Below are 27,000 nucleotides of genomic sequence, written 5' to 3'. Positions count from 1 at the left end.
CTATGGCAGCAGTGTGCCAGGTGACTGGAGCAGTTCCCGGCTTCGGTCACAACATCTCGCACTCGCACCGCCGGACGAAGCGCCGCTTCGACCCGAACGTGCAGAAGAAGACCTACTTCGTTCCGTCGCTGGGTCGCAACATCAAGCTCAACGTGTCGGCCAAGGGCATCAAGGTCATCGACGCTCGCGGCATCGAGTCGGTCGTCCGTGACCTCCAGGCGAAGGGTGTGAAGCTCTGATGGCCAAGAAGGCACAGGACGTCCGTCCGATCATCAAGCTGCGTTCGACCGCGGGCACGGGTTACACCTACGTCACGCGCAAGAACCGCCGCAACAACCCCGACCGCATCGTGCTGAAGAAGTACGACCCGGTCGTCCGCAAGCACGTCGAATTCCGAGAGGAGCGTTGATCCATGGCTAAGAAGAGCAAGATCGCGCGCAACGAGCAGCGCAAGGTGGTCGTCGACCGCTACGCCGCCAAGCGCGCCGAGCTGAAGAAGGCGCTCGTCTCGCCGACGTCCACCGACGAGGAGCGCGAAGCCGCTCGCGTAGGCCTGCAGAAGCTGCCCCGTAACGCCTCGCCCGTGCGCGTGCGTTCGCGCGACGTCATCGACGGTCGCCCGCGCGGTGTCCTCACGAAGTTCGGCATCTCGCGTGTCCGCTTCCGTGACATGGCGCACCGTGGCGAGCTGCCCGGCGTGACCAAGTCGAGCTGGTAACACTTCGACAGGCTCAGTGACCGCGCGTCGCTGAGACCGCAGAGAAGGCCCGGAGTTCCTCGGAACTCCGGGCCTTCCGCGTTTCCAGATCTCTGGCTCAGCCCATCGCGCGGAGTCCGGCGATGACGTGATCGACGCGTGTGCGGATCTCCTCCTCGGTGTGCAGCGGCAGGCGATACACGAGCCGGTGATAAATGGGGCCGTAGAACAGGTCGAGGGCGACATGCAGGTCGGCGTCGACGGGGATCTGGCCGGCGCGCTGGGCAGAGCGCATGCGGTCTTCGAATCCGGCAATGCTGGGCAGGATCACCCGTTCGCGGATGACGGCGGCAAGAGCCGGGTCACGTTGGCTCTCGGACGCAAGCGCCGCGACCGGCGACATCTCCTGGGGATTCATCATCGCGACCACGGTGTTCAACTGCGCGCACATGTCGGCGGCGAGGTCGCCCGTGTCACCATGTCGCGCGATGCGATCGACGAGCTCCGAGACCGCGTCCAGCAGTACGGCCCCCTTCGAGGGCCACCAGCGGTAGATGGTCTTCTTGCTGACGCCGGCGCGTTCCGCGATCCCTTCGATCGTCAGCTGGCCGAACCCGACCTCTCGGCACAGCGCAATGGCCGCTTCCAGGACCGCGACGCGTGCTCGCTCGCTACGGCGATTCGGGTCCGGAGCGCTGGCCATCGCCCCAGGCTACACGACACGTAGCGTGTTGCCGTGGGCGGACAGGCCTGCTAGCTTCAGTGCACGACACGTAGCGTGTCGCCGAAAATCGCCAGCAGAGGAGAGCCTTGATGACCACGCAGATTCCGTCGATCGCCGGCGCCGACGGACGGCGTCTGCACCCAGCCGTCGCGGGAATACCCATCGAGTTCCGTCTCGCCTTCCATGCCTTCGCCGCCTATCTGGATCGCCGTGTTCCTGAAGTTCCTGCCAGTGCGGCGGCGGGCGTGCTCGATGATCTTGTGGTCCTGTTCGCCCAGGCTGCAGGGGGCGGCATCCCCCTCCGTAGGGTGGTCGGCACCGACCCCGCCCAGGTCGCCGAAGCCCTGCTGGCGAACCACGCCGACGTGTCGTGCAACGCGAGTGCGCGCGCGGATCTGGCGCGCGCCATCGACGCCGTCGTCGGCTGAAGCCGGGACCTGCTCCCATTGCTAGCGCTCGCCGAGCGCCCCGTCATCGGCGAGACAGGGGACTTCCGCCGAGACCGGGGACGTCGCCCCCTGTCTCGCCGGGAATCCCCTGTCTCGACCGCGGGAACGCGCCACGCCGGAGGCGCGAGGGCACACGATCGGCCGGCGTCAAGCCCGGCGCGCGCGGCGCGGCGCCGCTCTAAGCTCTGAACCGTCGACAGGGGAGGGCCGGTGGATCTCGATCCGTTCTTCGAAGAGCGACTGCGGGTGCATCGCAAGTACCTCTTCGATCAGGCGCTGGGCTCCGTGCGCTCACGCCTGAGCGCGCTGTGGCCCTTCGCCAAAGGGCCGGCGGCCATGACCGGCATGGGAGGCGGCGCCACGCCCGCCTCCGCTGCGCCGCCGCAGGACGCCGTCGCCCCGGCATCCACTGAATCGAAGCCGGCTCTCGGACCCCACGCCCGCGCGCGTGCACGGCATCGCCAGGCCGCCCTCGCGTGGGACCGTCGCGAGCTGCACAAGGTCGGTCTCGCCGGACCCCGGATCCGCACCACCGAGCACGTCGTCGAAGTGCCCGGCCACCCCGACGTGCGCGTGCGCGTCTACCACCCGGACCCCGACGACCCTCCGGCGCAGGGCGTGCCGGGCGTGCTGTCGTTCTTCGGCGGCGCCTTCCGCATCGGCGGCATCGGGTATCCCACGACGGATGCCGCGAACCGCCGTCGCGTGCACGACGCCGGCGTCGCGATCGCCGCGGTCGACTACGCCCTCGCGCCCGAGCACCCGTATCCGGTGGCGATCGAGCAGGCGCATGCGGCGCTCGAGTGGCTGTTCGAGTCCGCCGGCGAGCTCGGGATCGACGCCCGCCGCATCGGCGTGGCGGGCACGTCGGCGGGCGCGAATCTCGCCGCCGCGGTGACGCTGGTCAATCGCGACCGCGGCGGGCGCCCCCTCCGGCTGCAGGTGCTCGAGGTGCCGGTCGTCGACCTCACCGGCGGGCACCTCGACCTGCGGGCCACCCGCGCCCTCGGCATCCCGCGGTTCATCGCCCTGCGAGAGCTTCGCTCGGTGGCCCGCACCTACCTCGCCGATCCCCGCCAGGGGCGCGAGCCCTATGCGTCGCCCCTTCTCGCCGACTCGCACGAGGGCCTGCCGCCGGCGGTGATCCTCACGGCGGAGTACGACCCGCTGCGCGGTGACGGCGACGCATACGGAGCGGCCCTGCGCAGGGCCGGCGTGGACGCCAGCGTCGTCCGGTACCAGGGCGTGACGCACGACACCCCGATCTTCTCGAGCGCGCTCCCGGCCGCGCGACGCTGGCACGACGACGTGGTCGCCGCCCTGCGCCGCCTGCACGCCTGACGCGATCGAGGCCCGGGGCTCTCACGAGACCCGGGCCTCCCACCTCGGACACGGGACGAGGCACCACTCGACCGCTGAGCCACCACCCGGCGTGGGGGCTCAGCGGCGGAGTGGTTCCCCGGCAGCGGGGCGCGGCATCCGCCTACTGCGCCGCCTCCGTCTCGGGAGTCTGCTCGGTGTCGCGGACCTGGTGCGTCGTGGCCCACTCGAGCGCGTAGTCGGCGATCTCCTCCCAGCCGTCCTGGCTCACCAGGCGGTGGGTGCGACCCGGGTAGGTCTTGTAGTCGACGATGGCGGGACTGCCCGACGCCTTGTACTTCTTCACGATCGCCTCGCCGATCGCCGGCGGCACGACGTGGTCGATCTCGCCCGTGATGACGAGGAGCGGGGCGCGGTCGGTGCGGCCGTAGTCGACGTGCGTGACGCCGCCCTTCTCGTTCGCCACCGAGAGCACGCCCTCGAAGAACACCCGGTTGTACGAGTTGACCGCGAACTCCTCCCACAGCTCGTCGGACGCTGCGCGGGGAAGGTCGTTGCCGAAGGTGAAGTGGAAGTGGCGCTTCGAGAGCGGCTTGGCGCCGTTCTTGTCGAACGGATTCGAGAGGATCGGGGTGCCGGTCCACAGCGTCGAGAGAGGGAGGGCCGTGACGCCGGCGGTCTGCCCGGGGGCGACACCGACATAGGCGACACCGAGGCCGCGGTCGGCGAGCATCTGGGTGATCACTCCCCCGAAGGAGTGGCCCATGATGATCGGCTTCTCGGGAAGGTCGCGGATGATCCGTTCGTAGTTGTCGGCGATCTGCTTCAGGCCGATCCCCTTCAGCGCCGCGGGATTGCTGCGGATGTCGGCGACCGTACGGTCGTCGATTCCAGGCCAGCCGGGGACGATGACCTGGTGGCCCGCGGCGCGGAAGCGCTCGGCCCACGTGTCCCAGCTCTTGGGGGTCATCCAGAGTCCGTGGATGAGGACGATCGGGGTCTTGGTCGTGGCGGCCATTTCGAGCTCCTTGTGTGCGGTGGTGCGGTGGGTTCTGTGTGGTCTCAGGTGCGGATCCTGCTGCGATCCTGCTGATGTCACCGACAGTAGACCGAACGTTCTATCTATGCAAGACTATTCCTAGAAAATCTCGGAAAAGTCCGGAGCCCGGGTCGGGCCGTCGCCTCCACGCCCGGTCAGCGGGCGGAAACGATGGCACGATGGAGGACTGGAGGGGAATCCATGAGCACCACCGTCGCCGCGCGGACCGCGGCACATCGTCCGTCGCCCGCCCGCGAGCGACTTCTGCAGGCGGCGACCGATCTCTTCTACAACGAGGGCATCCACTCCGTCGGCGTCGATCGCATCATCGAAGAGGCGGGCGTGACCCGTGCCACCATGTACAAGCAGTTCGCCGGCAAGGAGGGTCTCGTACTCGCCTACCTCGAGGGCGAGGACCAAGGGCTGCGCGCCCTCTTCGCTCAGGCGGCGGCCGTGTCGGACGACCCCGATGTGCTGCTCGATCTCGTCGTGGCCGGCATCGAGCAGGACATCCGGGAGCGGCACACGCGCGGGTGCCCGTTCATCAATGCGGCGGCCGAGTACCCCGACGAAGGACCGGTGCGCGATCTCATCGCCGAGCATCGCGAGTGGTTCCGGGCGACGCTCCGGCAGCTCGCCGAGGGCGCGAGGCTGAGGGATCCCGAGGCTGTCGCGGCCTCCCTCGTGCTGCTTCGGGATGCCGCCCTCGTCGGCGGCTATCTCGACGGCCAGGACCGCGTCGGCCCCGCCTTCGCGCGCACGGCGCGTGAGTTCATCGCAAGTCACCGAAGCTGAGCGTGGGCTGACGATCGCGTCACATCAGCCCCATAGGTCACACCAATCACACGACACGCGCCCCAAAACCCGGGAAATCCGCGAAAATACGCGGATCGCGGTGCCATGTCGGGTACATTCGGTCCCGGTCGAACCGACCAGCCGGGGGGCGAAGCCGTCCGGTCCCAGCAATGACAAGGCGGCATCCGTCGTCTTTGGAGGACATACCACATGGCCGACAAGACCATCACCAAGACCGAACTCGTCGCGAGCATCGCGAGCGCGACCGGCCAGAGCCAGTCGGCTGTCTCGGGCGTGCTCGACTCCCTCTTCTCCACCGTCTCCGAGGCGGTCGCAGCCGGCAGCAAGGTCGCCATCCCGGGCTGGATCGCGTTCGAGCAGGTTGCCACCTCGGCTCGCACCGGCCGCAACCCGCAGACGGGCGAGGAGATCAAGATCCCCGCGGGCAAGCGCGTGAAGGTCACCGCGGGCTCGAAGCTCAAGGCTGCCGTCAAGTAATCCCGACGCAGACCTCCGGAGAGGGGATGCCGCGACCCGCGGCATCCCCTCTCCTGCTGTCTGCGGGCGCTGCGGGCATGCGGCCTTCGGTCGTTGAGCGAGCGAGGACGCTTCGTCTCGTCGCTGGCGCTCCTCGCTCAGCGACCGAGCCGCGGGACGAAACGCCCGAGACGCCGCGCAACGTAGGCTTGTGGCGTGATCCCCACCCCTTCTTCGCCCGGCGTCGACGCGCCGCGTGGAGCTGCCGGGCTCGTGGGTGATCCGCGTGTACTGCGGGCGGCCGGGCCGGCACTCCTCGTGGTCGCCGCGTTCGCGGTGATGGTGTGGGCGCTGGCGTTCGGCGGCGGCGCGGCGCCTCTGGCGATAGCCGATCCCGGGCCGTTCGTCCGATGGGGCCTCCCGACGGCGAAGCTCGTCGTCAACCTCTCCGCCGCCGGGATGGTCGGAGCACTCGTCACTGCGCTGTTCACGCTGCGGGCGGGAGACCGCGCCTTCGACATCGCTCTCGACACCGCGTCGATCTCGGCGGCCGTGTTCACGATGGCGGCCGCCGCGACCGGCTTCCTGACGTTCATCGATGCGTTCAACCCCGTCATCAGCATGGGTCCTGAATTCGGGGCCCAACTGGGTCGCTACATCGTCGAGACCGAGGTCGGCCGCACCTGGCTCATCACCACCCTCGCCGGTGCCGCCCTGACCGTTCTGACCTTCGCCGTGAGGTCGTGGACCGCGACGTTCTTCGTGGCGCTCCTGGCCACGGCATCCCTCGTTCCGATGGGCACGCAGGGCCACTCCGGTGAAGAGGCGTTCCACCACGAGGCGATGACGGCGCTGATCCTGCACATCATCGCGGCGGCGGTGTGGCTCGGCGGGCTGCTGCTCGTGGTGATCGTGCGGCCGCTGCAATCGCGCGACGACAGCTCCGCGACCGTCGCGCGCTACTCGAGCATCGCGCTCGCCGCCTTCGCGGTGGTCGCCGTGTCGGGAACGGTGCGCGCCGCGATCGGTCTGCGCGACTGGTCGGCGCTGCTGTCCCCCTACGGGCTGATCCTCGGTGTGAAGGTGCTCGCGCTGATCGCGCTCGGGCTGTTCGGCGCCTGGTACCGCACGCGGCTGATCGGCCGCATGCGCGACACCGACCGGGCCGCCCGCTCGTTCTGGACCCTCATCGGCTTCGAGCTCGTGCTGATGGGCGTCGCGAGCGGTGCCGCTGCGGCGCTCGCCCGCACGCCCCCGCCGGTAGAGGCGCTGATCCCCGAGACGCCGACCCCTGCCCAGCGCCTGACCGACGCCCCGCTTCCGCCCGAGCTGACCCTCGACCGCTGGATCACCTCGTGGAACATCGACCTCCTCTGGGCGGTGATCGCGGGGTTCGCGATCTTCTTCTACCTCGTGGGGGTGTGGCGCCTGCGCCGCCGCGGCGACACGTGGCCGCTGTACCGCACGATCATGTGGGTCGCGGGCTGGCTGCTGCTGGTGTGGGTCACCGGGGGCGTCATCAACGTCTACCAGGACTACCTGTTCAGCATGCACATGGTCGGGCACATGCTGCTGACCATGGCGATCCCGCTGCTGCTGGTGCCGGGCGCGCCGATCACGCTCGCGGCGCGTGCGATCCGCAAGCGCGACGATGGAACGCGCGGCGGCCGCGAGTGGATCCTCTGGGCGGTGCATTCGCCGGTCGCCCGCGTGCTGACGAACCCGTTCGTCGCCGCCGGTCTGTTCGTGGGCTCGCTCTGGGTGTTCTACTACACCGAGCTCTTCCGCTGGTCGCTGTACGACCACCTCGGACACGAGTGGATGATCACGCACTTCCTCATCACGGGCTACCTCTTCGTGATGAGCCTCATCGGCATCGACCCGGTGCCCTACCGACTGCCGTACCCCGGTCGGCTGCTGCTGCTGATCGGCGTCATGGCGATGCACGCGTTCTTCGGCATCGCGATCATGATGCAGGAGGGCCTCATGATCGCCGAGTGGTTCGGCTCGATGGGGCGCACGTGGGGTGCCACCCCGATCGAGGACCAGTACACCGGCGGCGGCATCGCCTGGTCGATCGGCGAGATCCCGACGCTCATCCTCGCCATCACGGTCGCGATCCAATGGAGCCGCAGCGACGACCGTGAGACGAAGCGCCGCGACCGCCACGCCGACCGCACCGGCGACGCCGAGCTGGAGGAGTACAACGCCCGCCTGGCTGCGCTCGCCGAACGGGACGCCCGCGCCGGCGGCTGACGGCCGTAGCTGCGGGCCAGGGATCAGTTGGTGTCGGGGCCCGTCACGACGATCGACGCGGTGCCGTCCGGCTGGACGGTGATCGTGCCCTTGACGATGAACGGCACGTCCTCGCTGAGCGGCCGTACCCGGCCATCGAAGATCGAACGGATGTCGACGTCGATGTGTGCGACGGCGTCGGCGGCGAGGATCGACCACTGGGCACCGTCGGGTTCGACGGCGACGGTCGGCTGCTGCACGATCGACCACTTCGGCAGCGAGGCGATGCGGTCCTGAACGAAGAAGCCGAACGGGCATGCCGTCGGCTGCAGCACCTCCTGGGTCGCGCACGCCGTGAGGAACTCCTGGACCTTCTCCTGCACGACGCTCAGGAACTTCTCTGTGGGCTGCGCCTGCACGTTCACGGGGATCGCACGAAACGGGCTGTCCGACAGCACGGCCACACCCGGTGTGCTCGCGATCGCCGTGTCGACCGACACGGAGTACAGCCCCGGCGAGAAGACCAGCAGCGAGACCGGTGCGGCGGGGTCGGCATCCGCTCCGTCCGGTGATACCTGACGCTTGTCGATCTCGAAGCCGTTCACATCGAACGCCATCGATCCGCTGACGCCGAGGTTCATGACGGCGAGCGGGCTCTTCGCGAAGCGCCAGGTCGGGGCGAGGCCGATCGAGCCGTCGCGCTCCACGGCGAACGTCGTGCGACCCTCGTAGCCGCCGGCGCGGTACTCGATGGTCACGCGGGTGATGTCGCCGTCCTGCTCCTGGGACACGACCTCCACGTCGCTGATCGGGGCGAGCGCGGCGCTGCGCAGCAGGGCTTCGGATGCCGTGGACGGCAGGTTGGCGGCGTCGAGCTCGGCCGAGGTCACGTCCACGCCCGGCACGGTCAGCGCGTCGGCCGCGCGCCCCTCGGCCAGCAGATCGACGTAGCGCTCGACGAAGGCGGCAGGGCTGTAGAACTGGCGCTCGATCACTCCCCACGCGGCGAACACCGCGCCGATCAGCAGGACGCCGACGAGGCCGAGAAGCGAGAGGTCGAGGGCGAGGCGCCGGCCGCCGCGCGGCTTGCGTGGCGGCTGAATGAGCGGTCCCTCGGCGGCATCCGGCCCGGGCGCCGGGGTCGCCGAGGCGGCCGGAGGCGCGCTTGCGCGACCGGATGCCGTGTCCGACGCCCCCTGGTCCACCCGGCCAGTCTAGGAAAGACTCGCCGGGAGGCCGCTGTGGACCGCAACATTGTGGACTCCCCGTCTCTTGAGCCGGGGGTGACCGTTCGCCCAGGTCAGGCCCACGATCGCTGCCCGGCGTTCGCCGGGCGGGCCCGTCAGGGGGCGGGCGCCGTGCTGTCCCGCACCTTGAGCGAGGTCGCGAGTTCGACGTGCGGCGACGAGGGCTGGTGTCCATCCGCCATGACGAGGATCGTTTGCACAGCCATGGCGCCCATGCCCTCGAGATGCTGGTGGACAGTGGTGAGCGGGGGCGTCGTCCACGCGGCCTGCGGAGTGTCGTCGAAGCCCATCACGCTGAGTTCCTCCGGCACGGAGACGCCGAGCTCGTGCGCGGTCGCGAGAACGCCGACGGCGATCTCGTCATCGCCCGTCATGATCGCGGTCGGGGGGTGTGCGGAGGTGAGCATCTCGCGCGCGAACTCTGCTCCCGTTGCGATGGCGAACTGCCCGGCACGGATCAGCGCCGGATCGATCTCCACTCCTGAGGCGTCGAGCGCGGCCTGATAGCCGTACAGCCGGTCGCGCGCGGCATCCGACGTCTCGGGGCCGCCGATCCACGCGATGCGGCGGTGTCCGAGGGCGAGCAGGTGCTCGGCGCCGGTCCGCGCGCCGGCCCAGTTGCTCGACCCCACGCTCACCATCTGACGATGGTGCGCGTCGACCGGGTCGACCATCACGAACGGCAGGTTGGCGTTGCTCGCCGCCTCGAGCAGTCCGTCCGGGCGGGAGAGCGTCAGCCCGATGATGCCGACGACACCCGACGCCTGCTGCTCGGCGATCCACTCGCGGGCGATCGCCCGCTGGGTGCGCGAGGACCGGTCGGGTGCCAGGCGCGTGAGCAGATCGGCACCGGACTCGGTCGTCGCGGCGAGTACGCCTTGGAGCACGCCGACGATGTAGGGCGATGCGGGGATGTCGAAGACGACCGCGATCGAACGGCGGCGTGAACCCTGTGAGAGGCCGGTCGTCGGCCGGTAGCCGAGTTCGGCCACTGCGGCGAGCACGCGCTCACGCGTCTCGTCGGAGATGTCACCGCGGCCGTTCAGTGCTTTGGACACGGTCGCCCGGGAGACCCCGACGGCCGTCGCGACGTCCGCCAGCGTGGCGCGATGCGCGACAGGCCCACTCACGAACGACCCCGGACTCTCGAACAAGTTTCGATCTGGTGCACCATCAGTGATCCCATGCAGCCTCAAAAGCGAACGAAGAATTGACAGCTGTGCCGTCATTGTCTAGCCTGACAAGCGTAACACGTTGCGAAACATTTTCGCAACCGATTCGAACCACTCGACCATGACCAACGGAGGTCGTTCTTGTCCGTCGATACGTCGCCCGCTTTCACCGTAGACGGCCGAGCCTCTGCTGAGGCGCCGTTGCATCACGTGTGGAGCGTGTGCCTCGGAGCGGGCCGCGCCAACGAGGCGCTGCGCGCGGACTGGCAGAGCCATTTCCGCGAAGCCGTGGGAACGCTGGGTGCACGATATGTCCGCTTCCACGGACTGTTCCACGACGACATGTTCGTGTACCGCGCGTCGAACGGTGGCGGCTTCGGCCCGCCGACGCCGCTGGAGAGACCTGTGTACACGTTCGCCTACGTGGACAAGGTCTTCGACGCGATCCTGGCCGCCGGCGCCCGCCCGTTCGTCGAGCTGGGCTTCATGCCTCGCGAGCTCGCGACGCAGACCGAGACGCTGTTCTGGTGGAAGGCCCACTGCAGCCCTCCCACCGACATGGGGGCCTGGGTCGACCTCGTCACCGCGACCGTCCAGCACTGGATCGAGCGGTACGGGATCGACGAGGTGCGCACCTGGCCGTTCGAGGTCTGGAACGAGCCGAACCTCGTCCCGCACTTCTGGACGGGCACACGCACGGAGTACTTCCAGCTGTACGAGGCCACCGCGAAGGCGCTCAAGGCGATCGATCCGGAACTGAAGGTCGGTGGTCCTTCGTCATCGGTCTTCGTGCCCGACTCCCGCTATGACGGCGAATACCACGACAGGTCGGTGGAGGCCGCGACGGCGGAGGCGGCGGACCCCGACGCACTGCCGTGGAAGCCGGTGTGGATCCACGAGCTCATCGCCTACTGCGCCGAACGCGACCTTCCGCTGGACTTCCTCTCCACGCACCTTTATCCCACCGACTACGCCTTCGACACGCAGGGGGTCGGCCAGTCGATCAGCCGCGACCGCGACGCGACGCGGAACGACCTCGAGGTCATGCGCCGGGTGATCGCCGACTCCCCCTACCCCGAAGCGGAGCTCCACGTCACCGAGTGGTCCACGTCGCCGTCCAGCCGCGACCATATGCACGACACGGTGTACGCCGCGACCTACATCGCACGCGCCCTCCTGCAGTGCCACAGTCTCGCCGACTCCATCTCGTACTGGACGTTCACCGACGTCTTCGAAGAGGGCGGCGGCGGCATCGGCCCGTTCCACGGCGGCTTCGGCTTCGTCAATGAGCAGGGCATCCACAAGCCGACGTTCCACGCCATGGCCGCGCTGAACCGGCTCGGGGATCGCATCGCCCTGCAGACCGACCACGGCATCATCACGCGAACGGCAGAGGATGCCGTCGCCGCCGTGTTCTTCAACTACCCCGATTCGATGGGCTCACGCTCGGTCGGCGGCGCCACCCGGTACGCGCAGACGCACCGGCTGGCGGCTGAAGGTCCGACGCGTCGTATCGCACATACGGTCGCGGGACTCGCGCCCGGCGACGTCTACACCGTCGAGATCCTCGACCAGGAGCACGGCAACGTCGCAGAGGCGTGGCACCAGCTCGGCGAGCCCCTCAACCTCAGCCTCCCGCAGGTCGCCGAACTCACGGCGATCGCCGACGGCCTCGACCGCCGCTCGCTCACCGTTCCCGCCGACGGCGTCTTCGCGATCGACATCACCCTGGCGCCGTGGGCCGTCATGTCGATCTCACGAACCACCCCCTGACCCACGACATCCGCGTACAACGACGTCACGAAAGGATCCATGATGAAGATCACCACACGCGCCGGAGCGGTCATCGCCTCGGCCGCCCTGGCCGCCCTCGCTCTCACCTCCTGCGGGGGAGGCGGCACAGCCGGCAGCAACGCCGGCGAAGCGACCGAAGAGAACAAGCCGGACAAGCTCACCGTCGCGGCGTGGATGGACTTCCCGCCCGACCTCCTCGCGTCCTTCGAGGACGAGTACGGGATCGAGGTCGTCGTGGATTCGTTCCCCGACGGGGCCGCCGCGCAGACGGTGCTGCGCAACGGACTGTCGTCCGACGGCGCCGGCCTGTCGGACGTGCATCTGATCGAGCTGGACTGGTGGACCGAGATGATGGCGGTTCCCGAGGACTGGGTGGAGCTGCCGGAGATCCCCGATCGCTGGGTGGACTGGAAGGTGACGCAGGGGTCCGTCGACGGCGTCATCACCGGATACGGCACCGACATCGGGCCGCTGGGCGTCGCCTACAACGAGGAGATGATGGCCGCGGCGGGCGTTGCGACCGACGCCGACTCGTTCGGTGAGTTCATCGGCGGCGACGCCGCATCGTGGCAGTCGTTCCTCGACGCGGGCCGCGAGTACGTCGCGACCGCCGACAACTACTACATCGACTCCCTCTCCAGCGCGTTCCAGGCCGCGGTCAACCTCCTGCCCGATGCCTTCGAGGACCCCGAATCGGGCAAGCCGTACGACATGGCCGACAACGACCAGATCGAAGAGCTGTTCATGATGTTCGCCGAGGCGGCGGAGGACGGCATCTCCGCCGGCATCCCGATCGGCCACGCTGATTGGGGAGCGGGCTTCCAGAACCGCCAGTGGGCGACCGTGGTCACCCCCGCCTGGATGGCCGGCATCATCGCCGAGAACGCCGACGGCGTGCCCGGCTGGCGCGTGTCGAGCACCTTCCCCGATGGGGGAGGAAACTGGGGCGGCTCCTTCTTCTCGGTGCCGGCCACGGGCGAGAACACCGCGTGGGCCGTCAAGCTCGCCGACTATCTGACCTCCCCCGAGGCGGCCGTCCAGTGGTTCCACACCACCGGACAGTTCCCCTCGCAGCTGGAGGCCATCGCCAGCCCGGACATCGCCGAGACCGAGAACGAGTTCTTCGGCGGGCAGCGCCTGGGTCAGACCTACGGTGACCTGGCGGCAGCCGCGGGGGATGCCGCAGCGGGCGGCTACCGCGGTGAGAACTTCGCGGGCATCCAGACTCTCGTCACCGACGGCATCCGGCTCGTGGAGTCGGGCAGCGCGACAGCGCAGGAGGCGTGGGACTCGGTCGTGAGCGAGTTCGACGCCCTCGGCTTCGACACCGCCGACTGATCCCCGATCGCAGCCCGGCTCAGCGCACACGCACGGGCCGGGCTGCGATCGCCCGACATGGCATCAACACGGAAGGAGCCGACGATGGCTCTCACTTCAGCGCCGCCGCGCCCCGTACGGCGCCTCGGCTGGGGGCAGCGGCTCTCCCGTTGGGACGTCAAGCTCTCGCCGTACCTGTACATCTCGCCGTTCTTCCTGCTGTTCGCGGTGTTCGGCGCGTTCCCGCTGCTGTTCAACGTCGTCGTCGCGCTCCACGACTGGCACCGGCGTGCCGGGATGGGCGAGTTCGTCGGCCTCGACAACTTCTCGTGGGTGCTGCAGCAGCCGCTGTTCTGGCGCTCGCTGGAGAACACCGTCTCGATCTTCCTGCTCGGCGCGATCCCGCAGCTGATCCTCGCGCTGCTCATCGCGGCGATCCTCGACCAGAACCTGCGCGCACGGACGTTCTGGCGGATGAGCGTGCTGATCCCCTTCGTCGTCATGCCGGTCGCGACGTCGATGATCTTCGGCCAGGTGTTCGGCCAGTTCGGCATCCTCGTCCCGAACCTCCACGCGCTCGGACTCTTCACCGACAGCAGCTCGCCGTTCTTCCAGGACCGGTTCCTGTCCCACATCGCGATCGGTTCGATGGTGGTGTTCCGCTGGACCGGCTACAACGCCCTCATCCTGCTGGCGGCGATGCAGGCGGTGCCGCGTGATCTCTACGAGGCGGCCACCGTCGACGGCGCCGGGCGTGCCCGCCAGTTCTTCTCGGTGACGATCCCGAGCATCCGTCCGACCCTGATCTTCGTCATCCTCACGATGACGATCGGCGGCCTGGAGATCTTCGACGAAGCCCGATTGTTCGACGGCGGCGGCACGGGCGGTGGTCAAGGCGGCACCGACAACCAGTGGACCACCGTGATGCTGTACCTCTTCAACCTCGGCTTCGGTCAGTGGCAGGACCGCCTGGGGCAGGCAGCGGCCGTGGGGTGGATCTTCGCCTTCATCATCCTGGTCATCTCTCTCCTCAACTTCGCCCTCACCCGGCGCATCTCTTCGTCGGATGCCGCGCCGCGAGGTCCTCGCCGCCGCCGGCCCCGCCGGGCCGCGGATGACGTCCCCACCCGATCGGCGGTCGCACGCGAAACCGCCGGCGACGCGATGGAAGGAACCCCGCTGTGAACACGGCACTCATCGAGAACACCGCCGGCCGCGGAGCGGCGAGGTATGCGGCCAAGCGCGCGGCGCGCGGCAGGCCGGTCGCAACGCACAGTTCCACGGGCCGCCGGCCGGGGCTGGTCACCTACGGCATCCTGGCCGTCGTCTTCGTCCTCTCGGTGTTCCCGCTCTACGCCGCCGCCATGTACGGCTCGTCCAGCACGACGGAGATCTCACGCGCGGTCGGAACGCTGCCGCGGTGGCTGCCCACGGCGACGCTGTGGCAGAACTTCGGCCAGGTCTTCGCCTCCGAGCAGTTCAGCATCTGGCTGGCCTTCGGGAACTCTCTTCTGGTCGCCGCAGCCGTCAGCGCCTCGGTGGTCTTCTTCTCCACGCTGGCAGGCTTCAGCTTCGCGAAGCTGCGGTTCCCGGGGCGTCAGGCGCTGTACGTCGCGGTGCTCGCCACGCTGATCATCCCCGCGCAGGTCGGCACCATCCCCCTGTTCATCATGATGAACGACTTCGGCTGGATCGATTCGCTGCTCGCGCTGATCGTCCCCGGACTCGTGGGGGCCTTCGGAGTGTTCTGGATGACGCAGTACCTGCAAGAAGCGCTGCCGTACGAGCTCATCGAAGCCGCACGGGTCGACGGCGCCTCGATGTTCCGCACCTTCTGGTCGATCGCGCTGCCGGCGGCGCGCCCCGCAGCGGCAACGCTCGCGCTGTTCACCTTCATCGGCTCGTGGAACAGCTTCTTCTGGCCCTCCGTCGTCATGCGCTCGCAGCTGACGATGCCGCTGGTGGTGCCCCAGCTGCGCGGCGCCTTCACATCGGACACCGGACTCGTGATGGCCGGGGTGTTCCTCGTCGCCCTGCCTCTGCTCCTCGTCCTCGTCCTCGCGGGCCGGCATCTCGTGGCCGGCGTGATGGCGGGGGCCGTCAAGGGCTGACTGAGATCGGCGCCCAGACGCCTGTGGACAACGGTGCGCACTCCACCGAACACGGCGCGGACGGCCGGGAGGCGGCATCCGCTCGTTAGCATGAACCGGTGACCACAACGCCTTCCCCTGCCGGCCTCGCGCTGTCGGCCGAGCAGGAGGCGCTGTTCCGGCTCATCGAAGACACCCGCGAGCACGTGTTCGTCACCGGGCGGGCGGGGACCGGCAAGTCGACCCTGCTGCAGCACCTGGCCTGGAACACGAGCAAGCAGATCGCCGTGTGCGCGCCGACGGGCGTCGCCGCGCTCAACGTCGAGGGGCAGACGATCCACTCGCTGTTCAAGCTGCCGCTCGGCATCATCGGCGCGCACGACGAGGACCAGTCCGACGCCACGCGCAAGCTGCTCAACGCCATCGACACGCTGGTGATCGACGAGATCTCCATGGTCAACGCCGACCTCATGGATGCGATCGACCGCGCGCTGCGCAAGGCGCGAGGCCGGCGGTCCGAGCCGTTCGGCGGCGCGCAGATCGTGATGTTCGGCGATCCGTACCAGCTGGCGCCCGTGCCGCCCCGCGGCGATGAGCTCCGTTACGTCCGTGACCACTACCGCTCGTTCTGGTTCTTCGACGCCAAGGTCTGGGTGGGCGAGGCGGCGACCGACGGCATCCTCGACGTCGGCTCGTACGGCGCCGAGCTGAACATCCGCGAGCTGGTCGACATCCACCGGCAGTCCGATCCCACCTTCAAGGCGATGCTCAATGCGGTGCGGCACGGCCACGTCACGGCCGACATCGCCCAGGTGCTCAACGACACGGGCGCCCGCACCCCGCCCGACCCCGTGGACGGCGAACACCCCATCATCACGCTGGCGACGCGCAACGACATCGTCAACAACATCAACCGGCGGCACCTCGCCGAGCTGGTCGGTCGCGAGCAGACGGCGATGGCAGAGGTGAGCGGCGACTTCGGACGAGGGGATGCCGCGTACCCCGCCGATCTCGAGCTCAAGCTGAAGGTCGGCGCCCAGGTCATGTTCCTGCGCAACGACACCGGCTCGTTCGGCGAGCCGCCGCGCTGGGTCAACGGCACGATCGGCACGGTCACGCGCATCGCCGGCGAGACGGTGCGCGTCGACGTCGAGGGCGAGGAGTTCGACGTCGAGCCGTCGGTCTGGGAGAAGTACCGCTACTCGTACAACCCCGGCTCCAAGACGCTCACGCGCGACATCGTGGCGGAGTTCACGCAGTTCCCACTGCGATTGGCGTGGGCGGTGACGATCCACAAGTCGCAGGGCAAGACCTACGACCGGGCGATCATCGACCTGGGATCGGGGGCCTTCGCGCCCGGCCAGACGTACGTGGCGCTGTCGCGGCTGACCTCGCTCGACGGGCTGTACCTCTCGCGCCCCCTGCGACCGCGCGACATCCAGGTCGACCCCGACGTGCGGCGTTTCATGTCGTCCGCCGTCCGCGGGTCCGCGGCATCCTGACGATCTCGGTCGCGGCGCGCTTTTTCGGCGGTCAGGCCACCTGGGCGGCCTTCGCGTGGGCGAGGTCGTCGAAGAGGTCGGTGTTGAAGCGGTAGGCGAGGAGCACCTCGTCGATCACGCGCTCCTGCTCCGCGGCATCCCACGGGGCGGCGTCGAGCTGCTCGCGGTAGACGTCCTTGAAGGCCTTCGGGTCGGCGATGTCGTCGAAGAGGTAGAAGCCGATGCCGTTCGTGTCGAACCCGAAGCGGCGGGCCATCAGCCGGCCGATGAACTGGCCGCCGGACAGGTCGCCCAGGTAGCGGGTGTAGTGGTGGGCCACGAAGCCGCCCGCCCAGGTCGCGCCGACCTCGTCGATGCGATCGACGTAGCGCTGCGTCGTGGGCAGCGGCTCGATCCGCTCGCGCCAGTCGGGACCGACGAGGAAGTCGAGGTCGGCCTCCAGCGCGGGCAGGCGCGTGAGCTTGTCGCTGATGAAGACCGCCGCGACGGGATCGTTGCGCATCTGACCGGCGGTGCGTTCCAGCGCCTCGTAGATGAACCAGTGCTGGGCGACCAGCGCGACGTAGTCCTCGCGCGTGCCCTCCCCCCGCATGAGGTCGGCCATGAAACCGGAGTGCTCGCTCGAAGAGTGCGAGCTGCTCGAGCGCTCGCGCAGGGCGGTGGAGAACGGAATCGGGTCGCTCATACCTTCATGGTAACTGAAGATAAGGCAAACCTAACTACCGACTTTTCGGGGGGAGGCCGGCCTAGGCGTGCGGTCGCGGTTCGAGGTCGAGTCGCCGGCACGCCTCGTCGTACAGTGCGACGATCTCGCGGCGCACCTCGCGACGCTCCGAGATCGGACCGGCCGGCCAGGGGACGGCGACCTCGGCCGTGGAACCATCGGCGAGCGTCGCCTGCCAGACGCCGCCATCGCCGTCGAACCCCGTCATGATCGAGGCGGTGATCTCGCCGTCCTCGATGCCCGCATCTGCGGCGAAAGCACGTGCGATCAGAAGATTGTCATCACCATGGTCGCCGTTCATGTGGCCGAGCACGCCCGTCAGGGCATCGTCGTCGAAGAGGTGCGTCATGCTCTCAGCCTACGGATCGCCGTTCACGGCAAGGCACCGGGGTGTGTTTGAATGCATTGCACGATCGTCGGGGGGTGAGAATGCGGACCCGGTCTACACGTCGCCGCGCCATCGCGGTCATCGCCGGTGCCGTCGCGTCCGCTCTTCTGCTCGCAGGGTGCTCGTTCGGCGGCGAGGTCGACCCCGACCTGCCACCCCAGGCCGCGGCATCCCTTCCCGATGAGACGGTCCAGCGATTGACGGATGCCGTCACCCACGCGATGGGCACCACGGGGTCGTCCGGGGCCATCGTGGGCGTCTGGGCCCCGTGGAGCGGAAGCTGGGTCGCCGGTCTCGGCACGCAGCGGCCTGACGGCGGCGGAGACGTGACCGCAGACCTGACGTTCCGTGCGGGCAAGATGACCCGGGCGATGACCTGCGATGTGCTGTTCAAGGTCGCCGCGCAGGGCAAGGTCGACCTCGACGACAGCGTCACGGACTACGTCTCGGGGGTCCCCGACCTCGCCGACGTCACCCTGCTCGAGCTCTGCGACGGCACGTCGGGCATCGGCTCGTACGCGGGCCAGCTGTACTCGTCGTGGATCACCAATCCGGCGCGCGACTGGGATCCGCGCTACCTCGCGAGCTTCGGGCTCGGTCAGCCGCGCTCGGCGGCGCCGGGCCTGGCCTACCGCGATTCCGATTCCGGCTACGTGCTGCTGGGTCTCGCGCTGGAGCGCGCCACCGACATGTCCGCGGCGGACCTCATCCAGACATACGTCGCCGATCCCCTGAGCCTGGACGCGACCGCTCTCGGCGACCTTCCCACCGAGGGCGTGCTGAAGGGCGGGCAGTCGGTCAACAACGCCGAGGGAGCGCTCGACTGCGCTGCTCCGATCGACCTCACCGCGGCGTCGTCGAGCAGCGGCTTCACGGACGCCGGCGCCGTCACCGACATCGAAGACCTCGGCCGCTATGTCCAGGCGCTCGCCTCGGGCGCGCTCGTTCCGGACGACGACCGCTTCGCCGCTCCCGTCGCCGTCGCCGCCGATGGACCCTCGTGGTACACCGCCGGCGGCGGTGCGCTCCTCGCGGGTTCCCTCGTCGGGCAGGCGGGCAAGGTGCCTGGGTACATCACCGCCGCCTTCGCCGATCCGGAGACCGGCCTGGCGGTCGCCGTCGTGCTCAACAACTCCGCCGCCGACGGCGCGGTGGGCGAGTACCTCGCATGGGAGCTCGCCGCGATCGCGTCGAAGGCACCCGCGGCGGCCGGTGAGACGGTGCCCGAAGCCGGACTGCCCTGGACGCCGGAGCAGTACCACGACGCCATCGCCGGCGCGGCCGTGTGCACGCCGCCCGCGCCGCAGTGACGGTCGGAGCAGGCTCGGGCGGGACAGGGAACGCAGCGGCGAGCCGGGCCGGCGCACCGGGCAGCACGCCCGCGATCACGCTGGTCATCGCCGGCCTGGCGTGCCAGGAGGTCGGCGCCTCGATCGCGGTGCTGCTGTTCCCCGAGGTGGGCCCGCTCGGCATGGTGATGCTGCGGCTGGTGTTCTCGGCGATCGTGCTGCTGCTGATCGCGCGGCCGCGCGTGCGTGGACACTCCCGCGCCGACTGGACCGCGGTGGCGCTGTTCGGCCTCGTGCTCGCGCTGATGAACGGCCTGTTCTATCTCGCCCTGGAGCGCTTGCCGCTCGGCGTGACGGTGACCATCGAGGTGCTCGGACCGCTCGTGCTGTCCATCGTCGCTGCCCGCCGTGCGTCGGCGTGGCTCTGGGCGGTGGTCGCTCTGGCGGGCGTGCTGGCACTCGGCGGGGGCGGGTGGGACCGCCTCGATCCGCTCGGCGTGCTCTTCGCGCTCGGCGCCGCGGCCAGCTGGGCGTTCTACATCCTGGCGTCGGCGCGGGTGGGCCGGGCGTTCCCGAAGCTCGACGGCCTGGCGCTGGCGATGACGGTCGGTGCGATCATCGCGCTTCCCTTCGGCATCGCGGATGCCGGAGCCTCCCTCCTGCGCCTCGAGATCGTCGCGCTCGGGGCCTCGGTGGCGATCCTCTCGTCGACCATCCCCTACGCCCTCGAGCTGGTGGCTCTCCGTCGACTGCCGGCTGCCGTCTTCGCGATCCTGATGAGCCTCGCCCCGGCCACAGCGGCCCTCGCCGGCTTCATATTCCTGGGGCAACATATGACGTGGCTCGAGATCGCCGGCATCGCCCTCGTCATCGCCGCGAGCATCGGCGCGGTGCGCTCCTCCGCTCGCGCGGCCCGCGAAGCGGCCGAGCCGATCGCCTGACGCGGCGCCTCGACCTTCGGCGGGCGGTGGATGTCTGCCGCTCGGTGGCGTGAACCGGCGCGCGGGGGCGGGGAGGGATGCCGCGGCCGGCGTGCGGCGGCACGACCGGCGGGCTCGATACGATCGGGGCCATGACTCAGGCGGACGACACGGTGCAGACGAGATGGGCCGTGCTCGGCCCCGGAGCCATCAGCAGGGACTTCGTCGTGGGACTGCGTGCGTCGAGGTACGGCGTGCTGCACGCGGTCGGCAGTTCGTCGCCCGAGCGCGCGGCGTCCTTCGCCGCCGAGCACGGTGCCGCGGCATCCGGCACCTACGACGAGATCCTGGCCCGCGACGACGTGGACGCGGTGTACGTCGGAACCGTCCACACGACCCACGCCGAACTTGCGATCCGCGCGCTCGAGGCCGGCAAGGCCGTGCTGTGCGAGAAGCCCGCCAGCCCGACGCTCGAGGAGGTCGAGCGGATCCTCGCGACCGCCGAGCGCGCGCAGCGACCGTTCCTCGAGGGGTTCAAGACGCGCTTCGGGCCGTTCGCCGATGCGCTGCGAGCGCTCGTGGCCGGTGGCGAGCTCGGCCCGCTCGAGCGCGTCGAGGGCGCGTTCGGGTTCGCGGCACCCGTCCACGAGGGACGGCTGTTCGACCGCGCGCTCGCCGGCGGCGCCATCCTCGATGTGGGCTGCTATCCGCTCGCCCTGGCGATCGACCTCGCGGCAGCGGCCGGGCAGCCCATCGATACGCCGGACTATCGCGCGTTCGAGGCCGAGCTCGTGTCGGGCGTGGACGGCTCGGCATCCGCGGTCATCGCGTTCGGCGCGGTGACCGCGGCGATCGCCACGTCCATCGTCGAGGACCTCCCCCGGACCGCGGTACTGCAGTTCGCGGACGCCGAGGTGGTGCTCCCCAACGCGTGGGGCAGTCGAACGGAGAGCTCATCGACGCTGACCGTTCGCCGCGGCGGGGAGGAGCAGCTCATCGAGGTGCCGGTCGTGCAGCCCATGGCGGCCGAGGCCGACGCGCTGTCGCTCGCCCTCGCCGAGGGCCGGCTCGAAGTGCCCCAGATGCCGTGGTCGCACACACGTGCCGCCGCGCGCGTGCTCACGGACTGGCGCGCAGCCGCACTCGCCGACTGACGGCCCGGGCCTCCTGCCCGCCCTCCTGCCCGGCACCCCTGCGCGGCCGGCGCCGGCCGACGAGACGGGCGGCGTCGGCGACAGCGGGCCGCGGCATCCGTCTTCCGCGCGGTGGTCTCCCCTGTCGCGCTCCCCGTCAGGCGCCGCGGGGCGGGGCGGTGGACCCGCGCACGTTCAGCGTCGGGTTCAGCACGACACGGTGAACCGGGCGGGTCGGATCCTCGATGCGGCGCGCGAGGAGGTCGACCGCCGCGCGCCCGACGGAGTTGCGCGGCGGGCTGACCGCCGTGAGCGCCGGGGTGAACAGCTCGGCCACCTCGTCGTCGTAGGCGACGACCGACAGGTCCCCCGGCACCGAGATGCCGCGGTTGAGCGCGAGGTCGACGAAGGCCATCGCCTCGGGGTCGGAGTGCACGAGGATCGCGGTGACCGAGTTCGCGAGCGCCGCATCGAGCGTCGCGTCGACGACCGCCGAGAAGTCCGGGCTGGTGCGCGGCGGCAGGCTGGTCTCGAAGTGATCGGACGGCGTGAGACCGAGCTCGATGCAGGCGGCCTGCCATCCGGCGGCGATCTTGCGCGACGTCGGCGAATCCCGCGCGATGATCAGGCCCACCCGGCGATGGCCCAGGGCGGCGAGGTGGCGCGCGGCCAGCACTGCTCCGAGAGCGTGGTCGGTCGTGACGTTCTCGACGGGGCTGCCGCCCGGCAGCACCACCGCGTCGCGCTCGACGAGCACGTTGGGCACGCCGCAGTCGGCGAGCCACTGCACCACATCCTGCGCGTGGGGAGTGTCGGTGTTGGGAGCGACCACGAGCCCTCGCACGCCGTCGGCATGCACGAGACGCTCGAGCACCGGTCGTTCGTCCTGCAATTCGTAGGAGGCGCCCCGGAGGACCACGCGCAGGCCGTGACGGGTGGCCTCGGTCTCGGCGCCGCGCACGACGCTCGGCCAGTAGAAGCTCAGCGACGGCACGAGCATCGCGATCGATCCGGCGCGAGCGGCGGAGACCGGATGCCCCGGCTCGACGTCGTCGAAGGCGCCGGCAGCGGGAACCGCGCCGCCGTGCACGCGCACGAGCAGCCCTTCGCGCTCCATCTGCGCGAGATCCCGCCGGAGGGTCACCGGGGCGACGCCGAGTTCGTCCATCAACTGCGCGACCCGTACGGCGCCGTCGCGCTCGAGCGTCGCCAGCACGTGCGCCCGCCGTTCTGCGGCCAGCAGTGCCGGTGTCTGGTCGGTCATCGGGCGTCCTCCGGGTTCGTCGGTTCCAGTTCTACCGTGACGGTGACGCTGTCGCGTGTCGTCACGTCCAGATCCAGCCGGGTCAGTCGGGTGCCCCACACACTCGAGAGCACGGGGTCGTCGAGTTCGCGCACGACGAGGCCGGCCGCGATCCCCTCGGGCCAGGAGATGCGCACCGGCGCCGCACCCTCGAGGGGGGTGACGACGACGGATGCCGCATCCCGGCGCACCTCGCCGGCCAGCAGCATCCGCACCTGCGTGGGCGTCTCGGCGCTGTCACCCTCGTCGTGCGTTGCTCGGTCTGCGATCGAGGGCTGCCAGGCGTCCTCGATCACCACCCGGCGCATCGGTCGATCGAGCCGCACCGAGCGCTGCCACGGGCCGGTCGCGCGGTATGCGCCGGAGAGTTCCAGTGCGAGGGCGGCCACGTCGTCGCCGAGCGACACCTCGACATCGGATGCCGCGAACCCGACGCCCGGGCTCTGCTCGACGCCGCCGATCACGGGCACGTTGTGCCAGCCGCTCTGCATCGTCCAGATGTCGTAGCGGTCGGGACCGAAGGTCTGCCGCGTGTACGTCGGACGACCGGCGTCGACGATCACGGGCACGCCATCGGACGCGACCACGAACGAGCCGACGTCGTTGTGGTTGTGGTGCTCGCCGTTGTGTCCGCCCTTGACGGCGAGGGTCAGCCCGCGGCCCGTGCCGCCGTGCTCGCGGGCGAGCAGCACCTCGGTCGAGGGCAGCCACACGTCGCGCGGGAAAGGCGATGTCGCCTCGGCCGCGTCGACCCACGCCGGGTCGGTGATGCCCCGCAGCAGCCGCCCGAAGCCCTCGTGCTCGGTGGCGGCGGGGGTGCCGGCGATGCGGTGGGATGCGGCGTGGGCCGCGGCATCCGGATCCTGCGCACTCAGGGCCGCACGGTGCAGTGCGTGCCACGGCTGCACGGCGGTGACGCGGGCCTGCCCGTCGGCGAGGTTGAGGTACCAGTCGCCGCCGAGGTGCATCCGGTGGGGGAAGGCGACGGTCTCGCGCAACGCCGGGATGCCGGAGGCGTCGAGCACTCCCCCGGTCGCGTGGCGTACGAGGTCGAGCGCCTCGAGTGCACGGCAGGCGCCGTTCCACCAGTAGGCGTAGCCCTCGTCGATCGCACCGTCGGCCGGCAGCACCGAGACGTACCGGTCGATGCCCTCGATCGCGAGCGCCACGATGGCCGCGCGCTCGCCGGCCTCGTCGGGCCCGTCGAGCAGGCGCAGCGCGGCGAGCAGCACGTTGCCGTGGATCCAGGGGTTCCAGTTGTGCACGTCGCCGTCGAGCCCGAGCCAGTGCCAGTCGCGACGGCGCGTGAACGGCTCGAACACGCGCACGCGCGCCTCGTGGCGGATACGGGAGCGGATGCCGGGGTACCGGGCTTCGAGGCGCTCGCCGAGGAGCTGATCGACCCACGTCAGCAGCGCGACCGCCTCCCCCGCGCCGAGGTCGAGGTAGGGCGCGGTCACTGTCGGGAGCACCGAGCCCCGCTCGCGGAACGCGTCGTCGTGGGCGGGCCAGCACCAGGAGCTCTGCTCGCAGATGAGCCACACCCCGTCGAGGACGTCCGCGAGCCACCCGGCGCCGGTCTCGCCGTCGTCGGCGTGGTGCGCGGCGGCGATCGCGGCGCGTGCGAGGCGCCGCTGGCGCTCGAACACGATGCTCTCCCAGCCTTCGCGGTCGCCGTCGTCGTGCAGGCGCGCGACGGCAGTCGCCAAGGGCACGGGCCACGGGGTCGACCGGTCGGCAGCTGCCCGTGCGAGCACGTCGCGGACGGCGATCGGGTCGGCGCTGCCGTGAGGGCCCCAGACGTCCCGGTCGTCCGATGCCGGGACGGGCAGCGCGTGATCGGGGGACGCGAGGAGGGTGGCGAGGGCGGCCTCGAAACCGGCGGCGTCGACGCCCGCGTGCGCGAGATAGACGGCCGACAGCGCACCGTGGAAGGTCGCTTCGGGCGACCTGTCAGGAGTGGTGTGGCAGGCTCCTGCAGTTGACCCGGGGACCGTCGGGGTGGTCAAGGTTCCTCCTCGTTGATTCACCATCGGTGGGCGTCGCGTCGGTTCGGGGCACATTCGAGATCGAACCGATCACAAACGATCATAACGAATCTCAAACAGTCTTGCAATGAACGAATCGGGTTGATACAGTCCCAAACGTTCGCTTTCCGTTGAGCACGCGGAGAGAGACCCGCACCACGAACACAGCGGCAAGAAGAAGGCATCGAAGGAGATCCCCGTGACGGTCCAGCAGCCCACCAGGTCGACGCGCAACGCGACGGGTGCCGCCTGGGCTGCGCGGGAGTGGACCCGCGATGAGTGGGTCGCCTGCGCAGATCTCCTGCTCGACACCGCCCGCACCTATGCGTCGCCGGCCGCCGGCCGCATCCACTTCCCGGGGGCCGAAGGCGGTTACGGTCACGCGGTGGACGGGCTCGAAGGCTTCGCCCGCACGTTCCTGCTCGCCGGGTTCCGCATCGCCGGTGCGCGCGGCGAGGGCACCGAGGAGCTCGCAGACTTCTACCGCCGCGGCATCGTGACCGGCGTCGATCCGGACGCCGAGGACCGCTGGGTGCGCCTGGACGAGCACGCACAGGCCAAGGTCGAGGCCGCGTCGCTCGCGCTCGTGCTCGACATGACGCGTCCGTGGATCTGGGACCGCCTCGACGCCCTCACGCAGGAGCGCGTGATCGCCTACCTCGCGCCCGTCGTGGGGGACTCCACCTATCCCAAGACCAACTGGCTGTGGTTCCGCCTGGTCGTGCAGACGTTCCTGCGCTCGGTCGGCGGCCCGTGGTCGGCCGAGGACGTCGTCGACGACCTGGCATTGCATGACAGCCTCGTCCGCGAGGACGGCTGGATCTCGGACGGCTTCGAGCGCTCATACGACCACTACGTCGGCTGGGCACTGCACACGTATCCGGTGCTGTGGTCGCGCATGCAGGGCGCCGACGAGCTGGCGAACGGCCGTACCGCCGGCGACATCGTGCGTCTGGACCGCTTCCTGCAGGATGCCGTCACCCTCGTCGGCGCCGACGGCTCGCCGCTCGTGCAGGGCCGCAGCCTCATCTACCGCTTCGCGGCCGCCGCCCCGTTCTGGGTGGGCGCGATCGCAGAGGTCCCCTCCGTCCCGCTCGGGCAGCTGCGGCGTGCCGCCAACGCCGTGGTCGCGCACTTCACCGAGCACGGCGCCCCCGGCGAGGACGGCGTCCTCACCATGGGCTGGCACGGCGAATGGCGCGAGCTCGCCCAGTCGTACTCGGGTCCCGGCTCGCCGTACTGGGCGGTCAAGGGCCTGCTCGGCATCTCGCTCCCCGCCGATCACCCGGTGTGGGCCGCCGAGAGCGAACCGCTGCCGATCGAGGCCGGAGACGAGCTGCGCGCGGTGCGCCCGGCCGGGTGGGTGATCTCGGGTACGCGCGCCGACGGCATCGTCCGCATCGCCAACCACGGCACCGACCACGCCGCCGAGGGCAGCCTCGTCGGCGACTCGCCGCTGTACGCCCGCATCGGCTACTCGACCGCCGCCGGCCCGCTCGCGAACCAGCGCGCGTGGTCGGAGCCGCTCGAGCAGTCGGTCGCCCTGGTCGACCCGGCGGGTCGCGCGACGCACCGTGCCGCGATGGACCTGATCGACGTGCGCGTGCAGGACGACGACGGCGGCCGTGTCGGCATCGCCGCATCGGTCTCACGGGCCCACTGGATCACCGTGCGTCCGTCCGCCCAGCGCCACGGCTCGGGCGTCGACGGCGACGTCGAGGTCGCAGGCGTCGTCGAGGTGCACTCGCTCGTCCGCGGTCCGTGGGAGGTGCGCCTCGCGCGCGTCGACTCGCTCGAGCCCGGCATTGACGCCGCGTCGCTGCGCCTCCGCGTGGGCGGCTGGGCCCTCGCGTCCGACGAAGAGCCCTCGTCCTCGATTGAGGAGCTGCGCGCAGCTGAGGTCCGAAACGCCGAACCTGGCTCCTCAACTCGGGCCTCGTCCTCAACTGAGGACGCCGCGGTGGAGTCGAAGAACACGGATGCCGCGGCCTCGGTGATCGCGAACGGGCTGAGCTCCCGCATCCGTCCCCTGCTCGGCGACGGCGAGACCACCATCGAGACCCGCGACGACGCCAGCCCTCTCGGGCCTGTCGCCGCGGTTCCGCTCGTCGCCTACCCGGTCGCACCTGGGCAGTGGAACGCCACGCTCGTCGAACTCACCACCGAAGACCTCGCATCGCCCGCCGATGCGGCGGCCGCCGTCGCACTCGCGTCCGACGGCGACCAGACCACCGTCACGGTCACCTGGCCCGACGGAACGGCGACCACCAGTCGCCTCGCACACCCCGGAACCGCGTCCGTCGCGAACCGGTAACCCGATGGGCCCGAAGACGGGTCCGCAATCACAAAGGAGTACCC

25 protein-coding genes are annotated in these 27,000 nt (G+C 70.1%); 17 read left to right on the top strand and 8 right to left on the bottom strand.

Going from position 1 to position 27,000, the window contains the following annotated elements; translation table 11 throughout:
• Nucleotides 1-2: 2 nt before the first annotated feature.
• The 3 genes from rpmB to rpsN are packed head-to-tail and all read left to right on the top strand — an operon-like array spanning nt 3 to nt 718.
• Entirely contained in the window at nt 3-239 is a 237-nt protein-coding gene (gene rpmB, locus NCG93_RS12725; protein ID WP_055832508.1) for a 50S ribosomal protein L28, read from the top strand.
• On the top strand, nt 239-409 hold the full coding sequence (rpmG, locus tag NCG93_RS12720; RefSeq protein ID WP_029145259.1) for a 50S ribosomal protein L33: 171 nt from the start codon (nt 239-241) through the stop codon (nt 407-409). Before rpmB ends, rpmG begins: the two co-directional genes overlap by 1 nt.
• A 3-nt stretch (nt 410-412) precedes the next feature.
• Nucleotides 413-718 carry a 30S ribosomal protein S14 gene (gene rpsN, locus NCG93_RS12715; protein WP_127820367.1) on the top strand — a complete coding sequence of 102 codons (306 nt, stop codon included), beginning with the start codon at nt 413-415 and terminating at the stop codon, nt 716-718.
• 97 nt (nt 719-815) lie between these two features.
• Here the strand turns inward: rpsN and NCG93_RS12710 are convergent, their stop codons facing one another.
• On the bottom strand, nt 816-1,400 hold the full coding sequence (locus tag NCG93_RS12710) for a TetR/AcrR family transcriptional regulator (protein ID WP_194412283.1): 585 nt from the start codon (nt 1,398-1,400) through the stop codon (nt 816-818).
• Between the two features lie 110 nt (nt 1,401-1,510).
• Here NCG93_RS12710 and NCG93_RS12705 point away from each other — a divergent pair, with 110 nt between their 5' ends.
• Both NCG93_RS12705 and NCG93_RS12700 read left to right on the top strand, forming a co-directional pair.
• Nucleotides 1,511-1,849 carry a hypothetical protein gene (locus NCG93_RS12705; RefSeq protein WP_194412284.1) on the top strand — a complete coding sequence of 113 codons (339 nt, stop codon included), beginning with the start codon at nt 1,511-1,513 and terminating at the stop codon, nt 1,847-1,849.
• A gap of 231 nt (nt 1,850-2,080) precedes the next feature.
• A complete protein-coding gene (locus tag NCG93_RS12700) occupies nt 2,081-3,211 on the top strand; it encodes an alpha/beta hydrolase (RefSeq protein WP_194412285.1) in 1,131 nt (376 codons plus the stop codon).
• Nucleotides 3,212-3,353: 142 nt separating this feature from the next.
• On the opposite strand, the gene NCG93_RS12695 is transcribed toward NCG93_RS12700, so the two are convergent.
• The gene (locus tag NCG93_RS12695; RefSeq protein ID WP_194412286.1) at nt 3,354-4,208 is read right to left on the bottom strand and encodes an alpha/beta hydrolase; all 855 of its coding nucleotides are present in this window, start codon (nt 4,206-4,208) and stop codon (nt 3,354-3,356) included.
• A gap of 222 nt (nt 4,209-4,430) precedes the next feature.
• On the opposite strand from NCG93_RS12695, the gene NCG93_RS12690 reads away from it, so the two are divergent.
• The 3 genes from NCG93_RS12690 to NCG93_RS12680 all read left to right on the top strand — a co-directional run bounded on the left by NCG93_RS12690 (nt 4,431) and on the right by NCG93_RS12680 (nt 7,757).
• On the top strand, nt 4,431-5,024 hold the full coding sequence (locus tag NCG93_RS12690) for a TetR/AcrR family transcriptional regulator (RefSeq protein ID WP_194412287.1): 594 nt from the start codon (nt 4,431-4,433) through the stop codon (nt 5,022-5,024).
• A 210-nt stretch (nt 5,025-5,234) separates the two neighbouring features.
• Nucleotides 5,235-5,522 carry an HU family DNA-binding protein gene (locus tag NCG93_RS12685; RefSeq protein ID WP_194412288.1) on the top strand — a complete coding sequence of 96 codons (288 nt, stop codon included), beginning with the start codon at nt 5,235-5,237 and terminating at the stop codon, nt 5,520-5,522.
• Between the two features lie 318 nt (nt 5,523-5,840).
• The gene (locus NCG93_RS12680) at nt 5,841-7,757 is read left to right on the top strand and encodes a bifunctional copper resistance protein CopD/cytochrome c oxidase assembly protein (protein WP_206687396.1); all 1,917 of its coding nucleotides are present in this window, start codon (nt 5,841-5,843) and stop codon (nt 7,755-7,757) included.
• Nucleotides 7,758-7,780: 23 nt separating this feature from the next.
• Here NCG93_RS12680 and NCG93_RS12675 read toward each other — a convergent pair whose 3' ends face one another.
• A complete protein-coding gene (locus NCG93_RS12675; RefSeq protein WP_194413694.1) occupies nt 7,781-8,839 on the bottom strand; it encodes a hypothetical protein in 1,059 nt (352 codons plus the stop codon).
• Nucleotides 8,840-9,078: 239 nt separating this feature from the next.
• A complete protein-coding gene (locus tag NCG93_RS12670) occupies nt 9,079-10,113 on the bottom strand; it encodes a LacI family DNA-binding transcriptional regulator (protein ID WP_252787546.1) in 1,035 nt (344 codons plus the stop codon).
• 183 nt (nt 10,114-10,296) lie between these two features.
• Here NCG93_RS12670 and NCG93_RS12665 point away from each other — a divergent pair, with 183 nt between their 5' ends.
• The 5 genes from NCG93_RS12665 (at nt 10,297) to NCG93_RS12645 (ending at nt 16,858) form a co-directional block, all read left to right on the top strand.
• Complete coding sequence (locus NCG93_RS12665; RefSeq protein ID WP_194412290.1) at nt 10,297-11,928, top strand: GH39 family glycosyl hydrolase; 1,632 nt, start codon at nt 10,297-10,299, stop codon at nt 11,926-11,928.
• A 42-nt stretch (nt 11,929-11,970) separates the two neighbouring features.
• The gene (locus tag NCG93_RS12660) at nt 11,971-13,287 is read left to right on the top strand and encodes an ABC transporter substrate-binding protein (RefSeq protein ID WP_194412291.1); all 1,317 of its coding nucleotides are present in this window, start codon (nt 11,971-11,973) and stop codon (nt 13,285-13,287) included.
• Nucleotides 13,288-13,371: 84 nt separating this feature from the next.
• Entirely contained in the window at nt 13,372-14,451 is a 1,080-nt protein-coding gene (locus NCG93_RS12655) for a carbohydrate ABC transporter permease (protein WP_241741551.1), read from the top strand.
• Nucleotides 14,448-15,377 carry a carbohydrate ABC transporter permease gene (locus NCG93_RS12650; protein ID WP_194412293.1) on the top strand — a complete coding sequence of 310 codons (930 nt, stop codon included), beginning with the start codon at nt 14,448-14,450 and terminating at the stop codon, nt 15,375-15,377. The genes NCG93_RS12655 and NCG93_RS12650 overlap by 4 nt, the downstream gene beginning before the upstream one ends.
• A gap of 98 nt (nt 15,378-15,475) precedes the next feature.
• Nucleotides 15,476-16,858, top strand: coding sequence for an ATP-dependent DNA helicase (locus NCG93_RS12645; protein WP_194412294.1), 1,383 nt, complete (start codon nt 15,476-15,478; stop codon nt 16,856-16,858).
• Nucleotides 16,859-16,889: 31 nt separating this feature from the next.
• Here the strand turns inward: NCG93_RS12645 and NCG93_RS12640 are convergent, their stop codons facing one another.
• Together NCG93_RS12640 and NCG93_RS12635 are read right to left on the bottom strand one after the other, a co-directional pair.
• Nucleotides 16,890-17,543 carry a biliverdin-producing heme oxygenase gene (locus tag NCG93_RS12640; RefSeq protein ID WP_194412295.1) on the bottom strand — a complete coding sequence of 218 codons (654 nt, stop codon included), beginning with the start codon at nt 17,541-17,543 and terminating at the stop codon, nt 16,890-16,892.
• A 61-nt stretch (nt 17,544-17,604) separates the two neighbouring features.
• The gene (locus NCG93_RS12635) at nt 17,605-17,931 is read right to left on the bottom strand and encodes a DUF2470 domain-containing protein (RefSeq protein ID WP_194412296.1); all 327 of its coding nucleotides are present in this window, start codon (nt 17,929-17,931) and stop codon (nt 17,605-17,607) included.
• 80 nt (nt 17,932-18,011) lie between these two features.
• On the opposite strand from NCG93_RS12635, the gene NCG93_RS12630 reads away from it, so the two are divergent.
• From NCG93_RS12630 to NCG93_RS12620, 3 genes are all read left to right on the top strand, one after another.
• Nucleotides 18,012-19,280, top strand: coding sequence for a serine hydrolase domain-containing protein (locus NCG93_RS12630; protein ID WP_194413695.1), 1,269 nt, complete (start codon nt 18,012-18,014; stop codon nt 19,278-19,280).
• Nucleotides 19,256-20,200, top strand: a complete 945-nt coding sequence (locus tag NCG93_RS12625) for an EamA family transporter (protein WP_372495990.1) — start codon at nt 19,256-19,258, stop codon at nt 20,198-20,200. Before NCG93_RS12630 ends, NCG93_RS12625 begins: the two co-directional genes overlap by 25 nt.
• Nucleotides 20,201-20,331: 131 nt before the next feature.
• Nucleotides 20,332-21,333: a Gfo/Idh/MocA family protein gene (locus NCG93_RS12620; protein ID WP_194412297.1), complete on the top strand. Its 1,002-nt coding sequence runs from the start codon at nt 20,332-20,334 to the stop codon at nt 21,331-21,333.
• Between the two features lie 136 nt (nt 21,334-21,469).
• Here the strand turns inward: NCG93_RS12620 and NCG93_RS12615 are convergent, their stop codons facing one another.
• Together NCG93_RS12615 and NCG93_RS12610 are read right to left on the bottom strand one after the other, a co-directional pair.
• A complete protein-coding gene (locus NCG93_RS12615; RefSeq protein ID WP_194412298.1) occupies nt 21,470-22,576 on the bottom strand; it encodes a substrate-binding domain-containing protein in 1,107 nt (368 codons plus the stop codon).
• Nucleotides 22,573-24,624: a heparinase II/III domain-containing protein gene (locus NCG93_RS12610; protein WP_241741552.1), complete on the bottom strand. Its 2,052-nt coding sequence runs from the start codon at nt 24,622-24,624 to the stop codon at nt 22,573-22,575. Before NCG93_RS12610 ends, NCG93_RS12615 begins: the two co-directional genes overlap by 4 nt.
• Before the next feature lie 217 nt (nt 24,625-24,841).
• Here NCG93_RS12610 and NCG93_RS12605 point away from each other — a divergent pair, with 217 nt between their 5' ends.
• Entirely contained in the window at nt 24,842-26,956 is a 2,115-nt protein-coding gene (locus NCG93_RS12605; RefSeq protein WP_194412300.1) for a DUF2264 domain-containing protein, read from the top strand.
• Nucleotides 26,957-27,000: the final 44 nt, after the last annotated feature.

The sequence above is a fragment of the Microbacterium yannicii genome (assembly GCF_024055635.1).
GTDB classification, from domain to species: domain Bacteria; phylum Actinomycetota; class Actinomycetes; order Actinomycetales; family Microbacteriaceae; genus Microbacterium; species Microbacterium yannicii.
The sequence above is the reverse complement of the archived record's forward strand: the minus strand, read 5'-3'. Positions and strand labels throughout refer to the sequence as shown.

Bases quoted from the DNA above. Each gene is read 5' to 3' on its own strand.
- rpmB (WP_055832508.1), top strand. From the start codon at position 3: ATGGCAGCAGTGTGCCAGGTGACTGGAGCAGTTCCCGGCTTCGGTCAC.
- rpmG (WP_029145259.1), top strand. From the start codon at position 239: ATGGCCAAGAAGGCACAGGACGTCCGTCCGATCATCAAGCTGCGTTCG.
- rpsN (WP_127820367.1), top strand. From the start codon at position 413: ATGGCTAAGAAGAGCAAGATCGCGCGCAACGAGCAGCGCAAGGTGGTC.
- NCG93_RS12710 (WP_194412283.1), bottom strand. From the start codon at position 1,400: ATGGCCAGCGCTCCGGACCCGAATCGCCGTAGCGAGCGAGCACGCGTC.
- NCG93_RS12705 (WP_194412284.1), top strand. From the start codon at position 1,511: ATGACCACGCAGATTCCGTCGATCGCCGGCGCCGACGGACGGCGTCTG.
- NCG93_RS12695 (WP_194412286.1), bottom strand. From the start codon at position 4,208: ATGGCCGCCACGACCAAGACCCCGATCGTCCTCATCCACGGACTCTGG.
- NCG93_RS12690 (WP_194412287.1), top strand. From the start codon at position 4,431: ATGAGCACCACCGTCGCCGCGCGGACCGCGGCACATCGTCCGTCGCCC.
- NCG93_RS12685 (WP_194412288.1), top strand. From the start codon at position 5,235: ATGGCCGACAAGACCATCACCAAGACCGAACTCGTCGCGAGCATCGCG.
- NCG93_RS12680 (WP_206687396.1), top strand. From the start codon at position 5,841: ATGGTGTGGGCGCTGGCGTTCGGCGGCGGCGCGGCGCCTCTGGCGATA.
- NCG93_RS12660 (WP_194412291.1), top strand. From the start codon at position 11,971: ATGAAGATCACCACACGCGCCGGAGCGGTCATCGCCTCGGCCGCCCTG.
- NCG93_RS12655 (WP_241741551.1), top strand. From the start codon at position 13,372: ATGGCTCTCACTTCAGCGCCGCCGCGCCCCGTACGGCGCCTCGGCTGG.
- NCG93_RS12640 (WP_194412295.1), bottom strand. From the start codon at position 17,543: ATGAGCGACCCGATTCCGTTCTCCACCGCCCTGCGCGAGCGCTCGAGC.
- NCG93_RS12635 (WP_194412296.1), bottom strand. From the start codon at position 17,931: ATGACGCACCTCTTCGACGACGATGCCCTGACGGGCGTGCTCGGCCAC.
- NCG93_RS12630 (WP_194413695.1), top strand. From the start codon at position 18,012: ATGCGGACCCGGTCTACACGTCGCCGCGCCATCGCGGTCATCGCCGGT.
- NCG93_RS12620 (WP_194412297.1), top strand. From the start codon at position 20,332: ATGACTCAGGCGGACGACACGGTGCAGACGAGATGGGCCGTGCTCGGC.
- NCG93_RS12615 (WP_194412298.1), bottom strand. From the start codon at position 22,576: ATGACCGACCAGACACCGGCACTGCTGGCCGCAGAACGGCGGGCGCAC.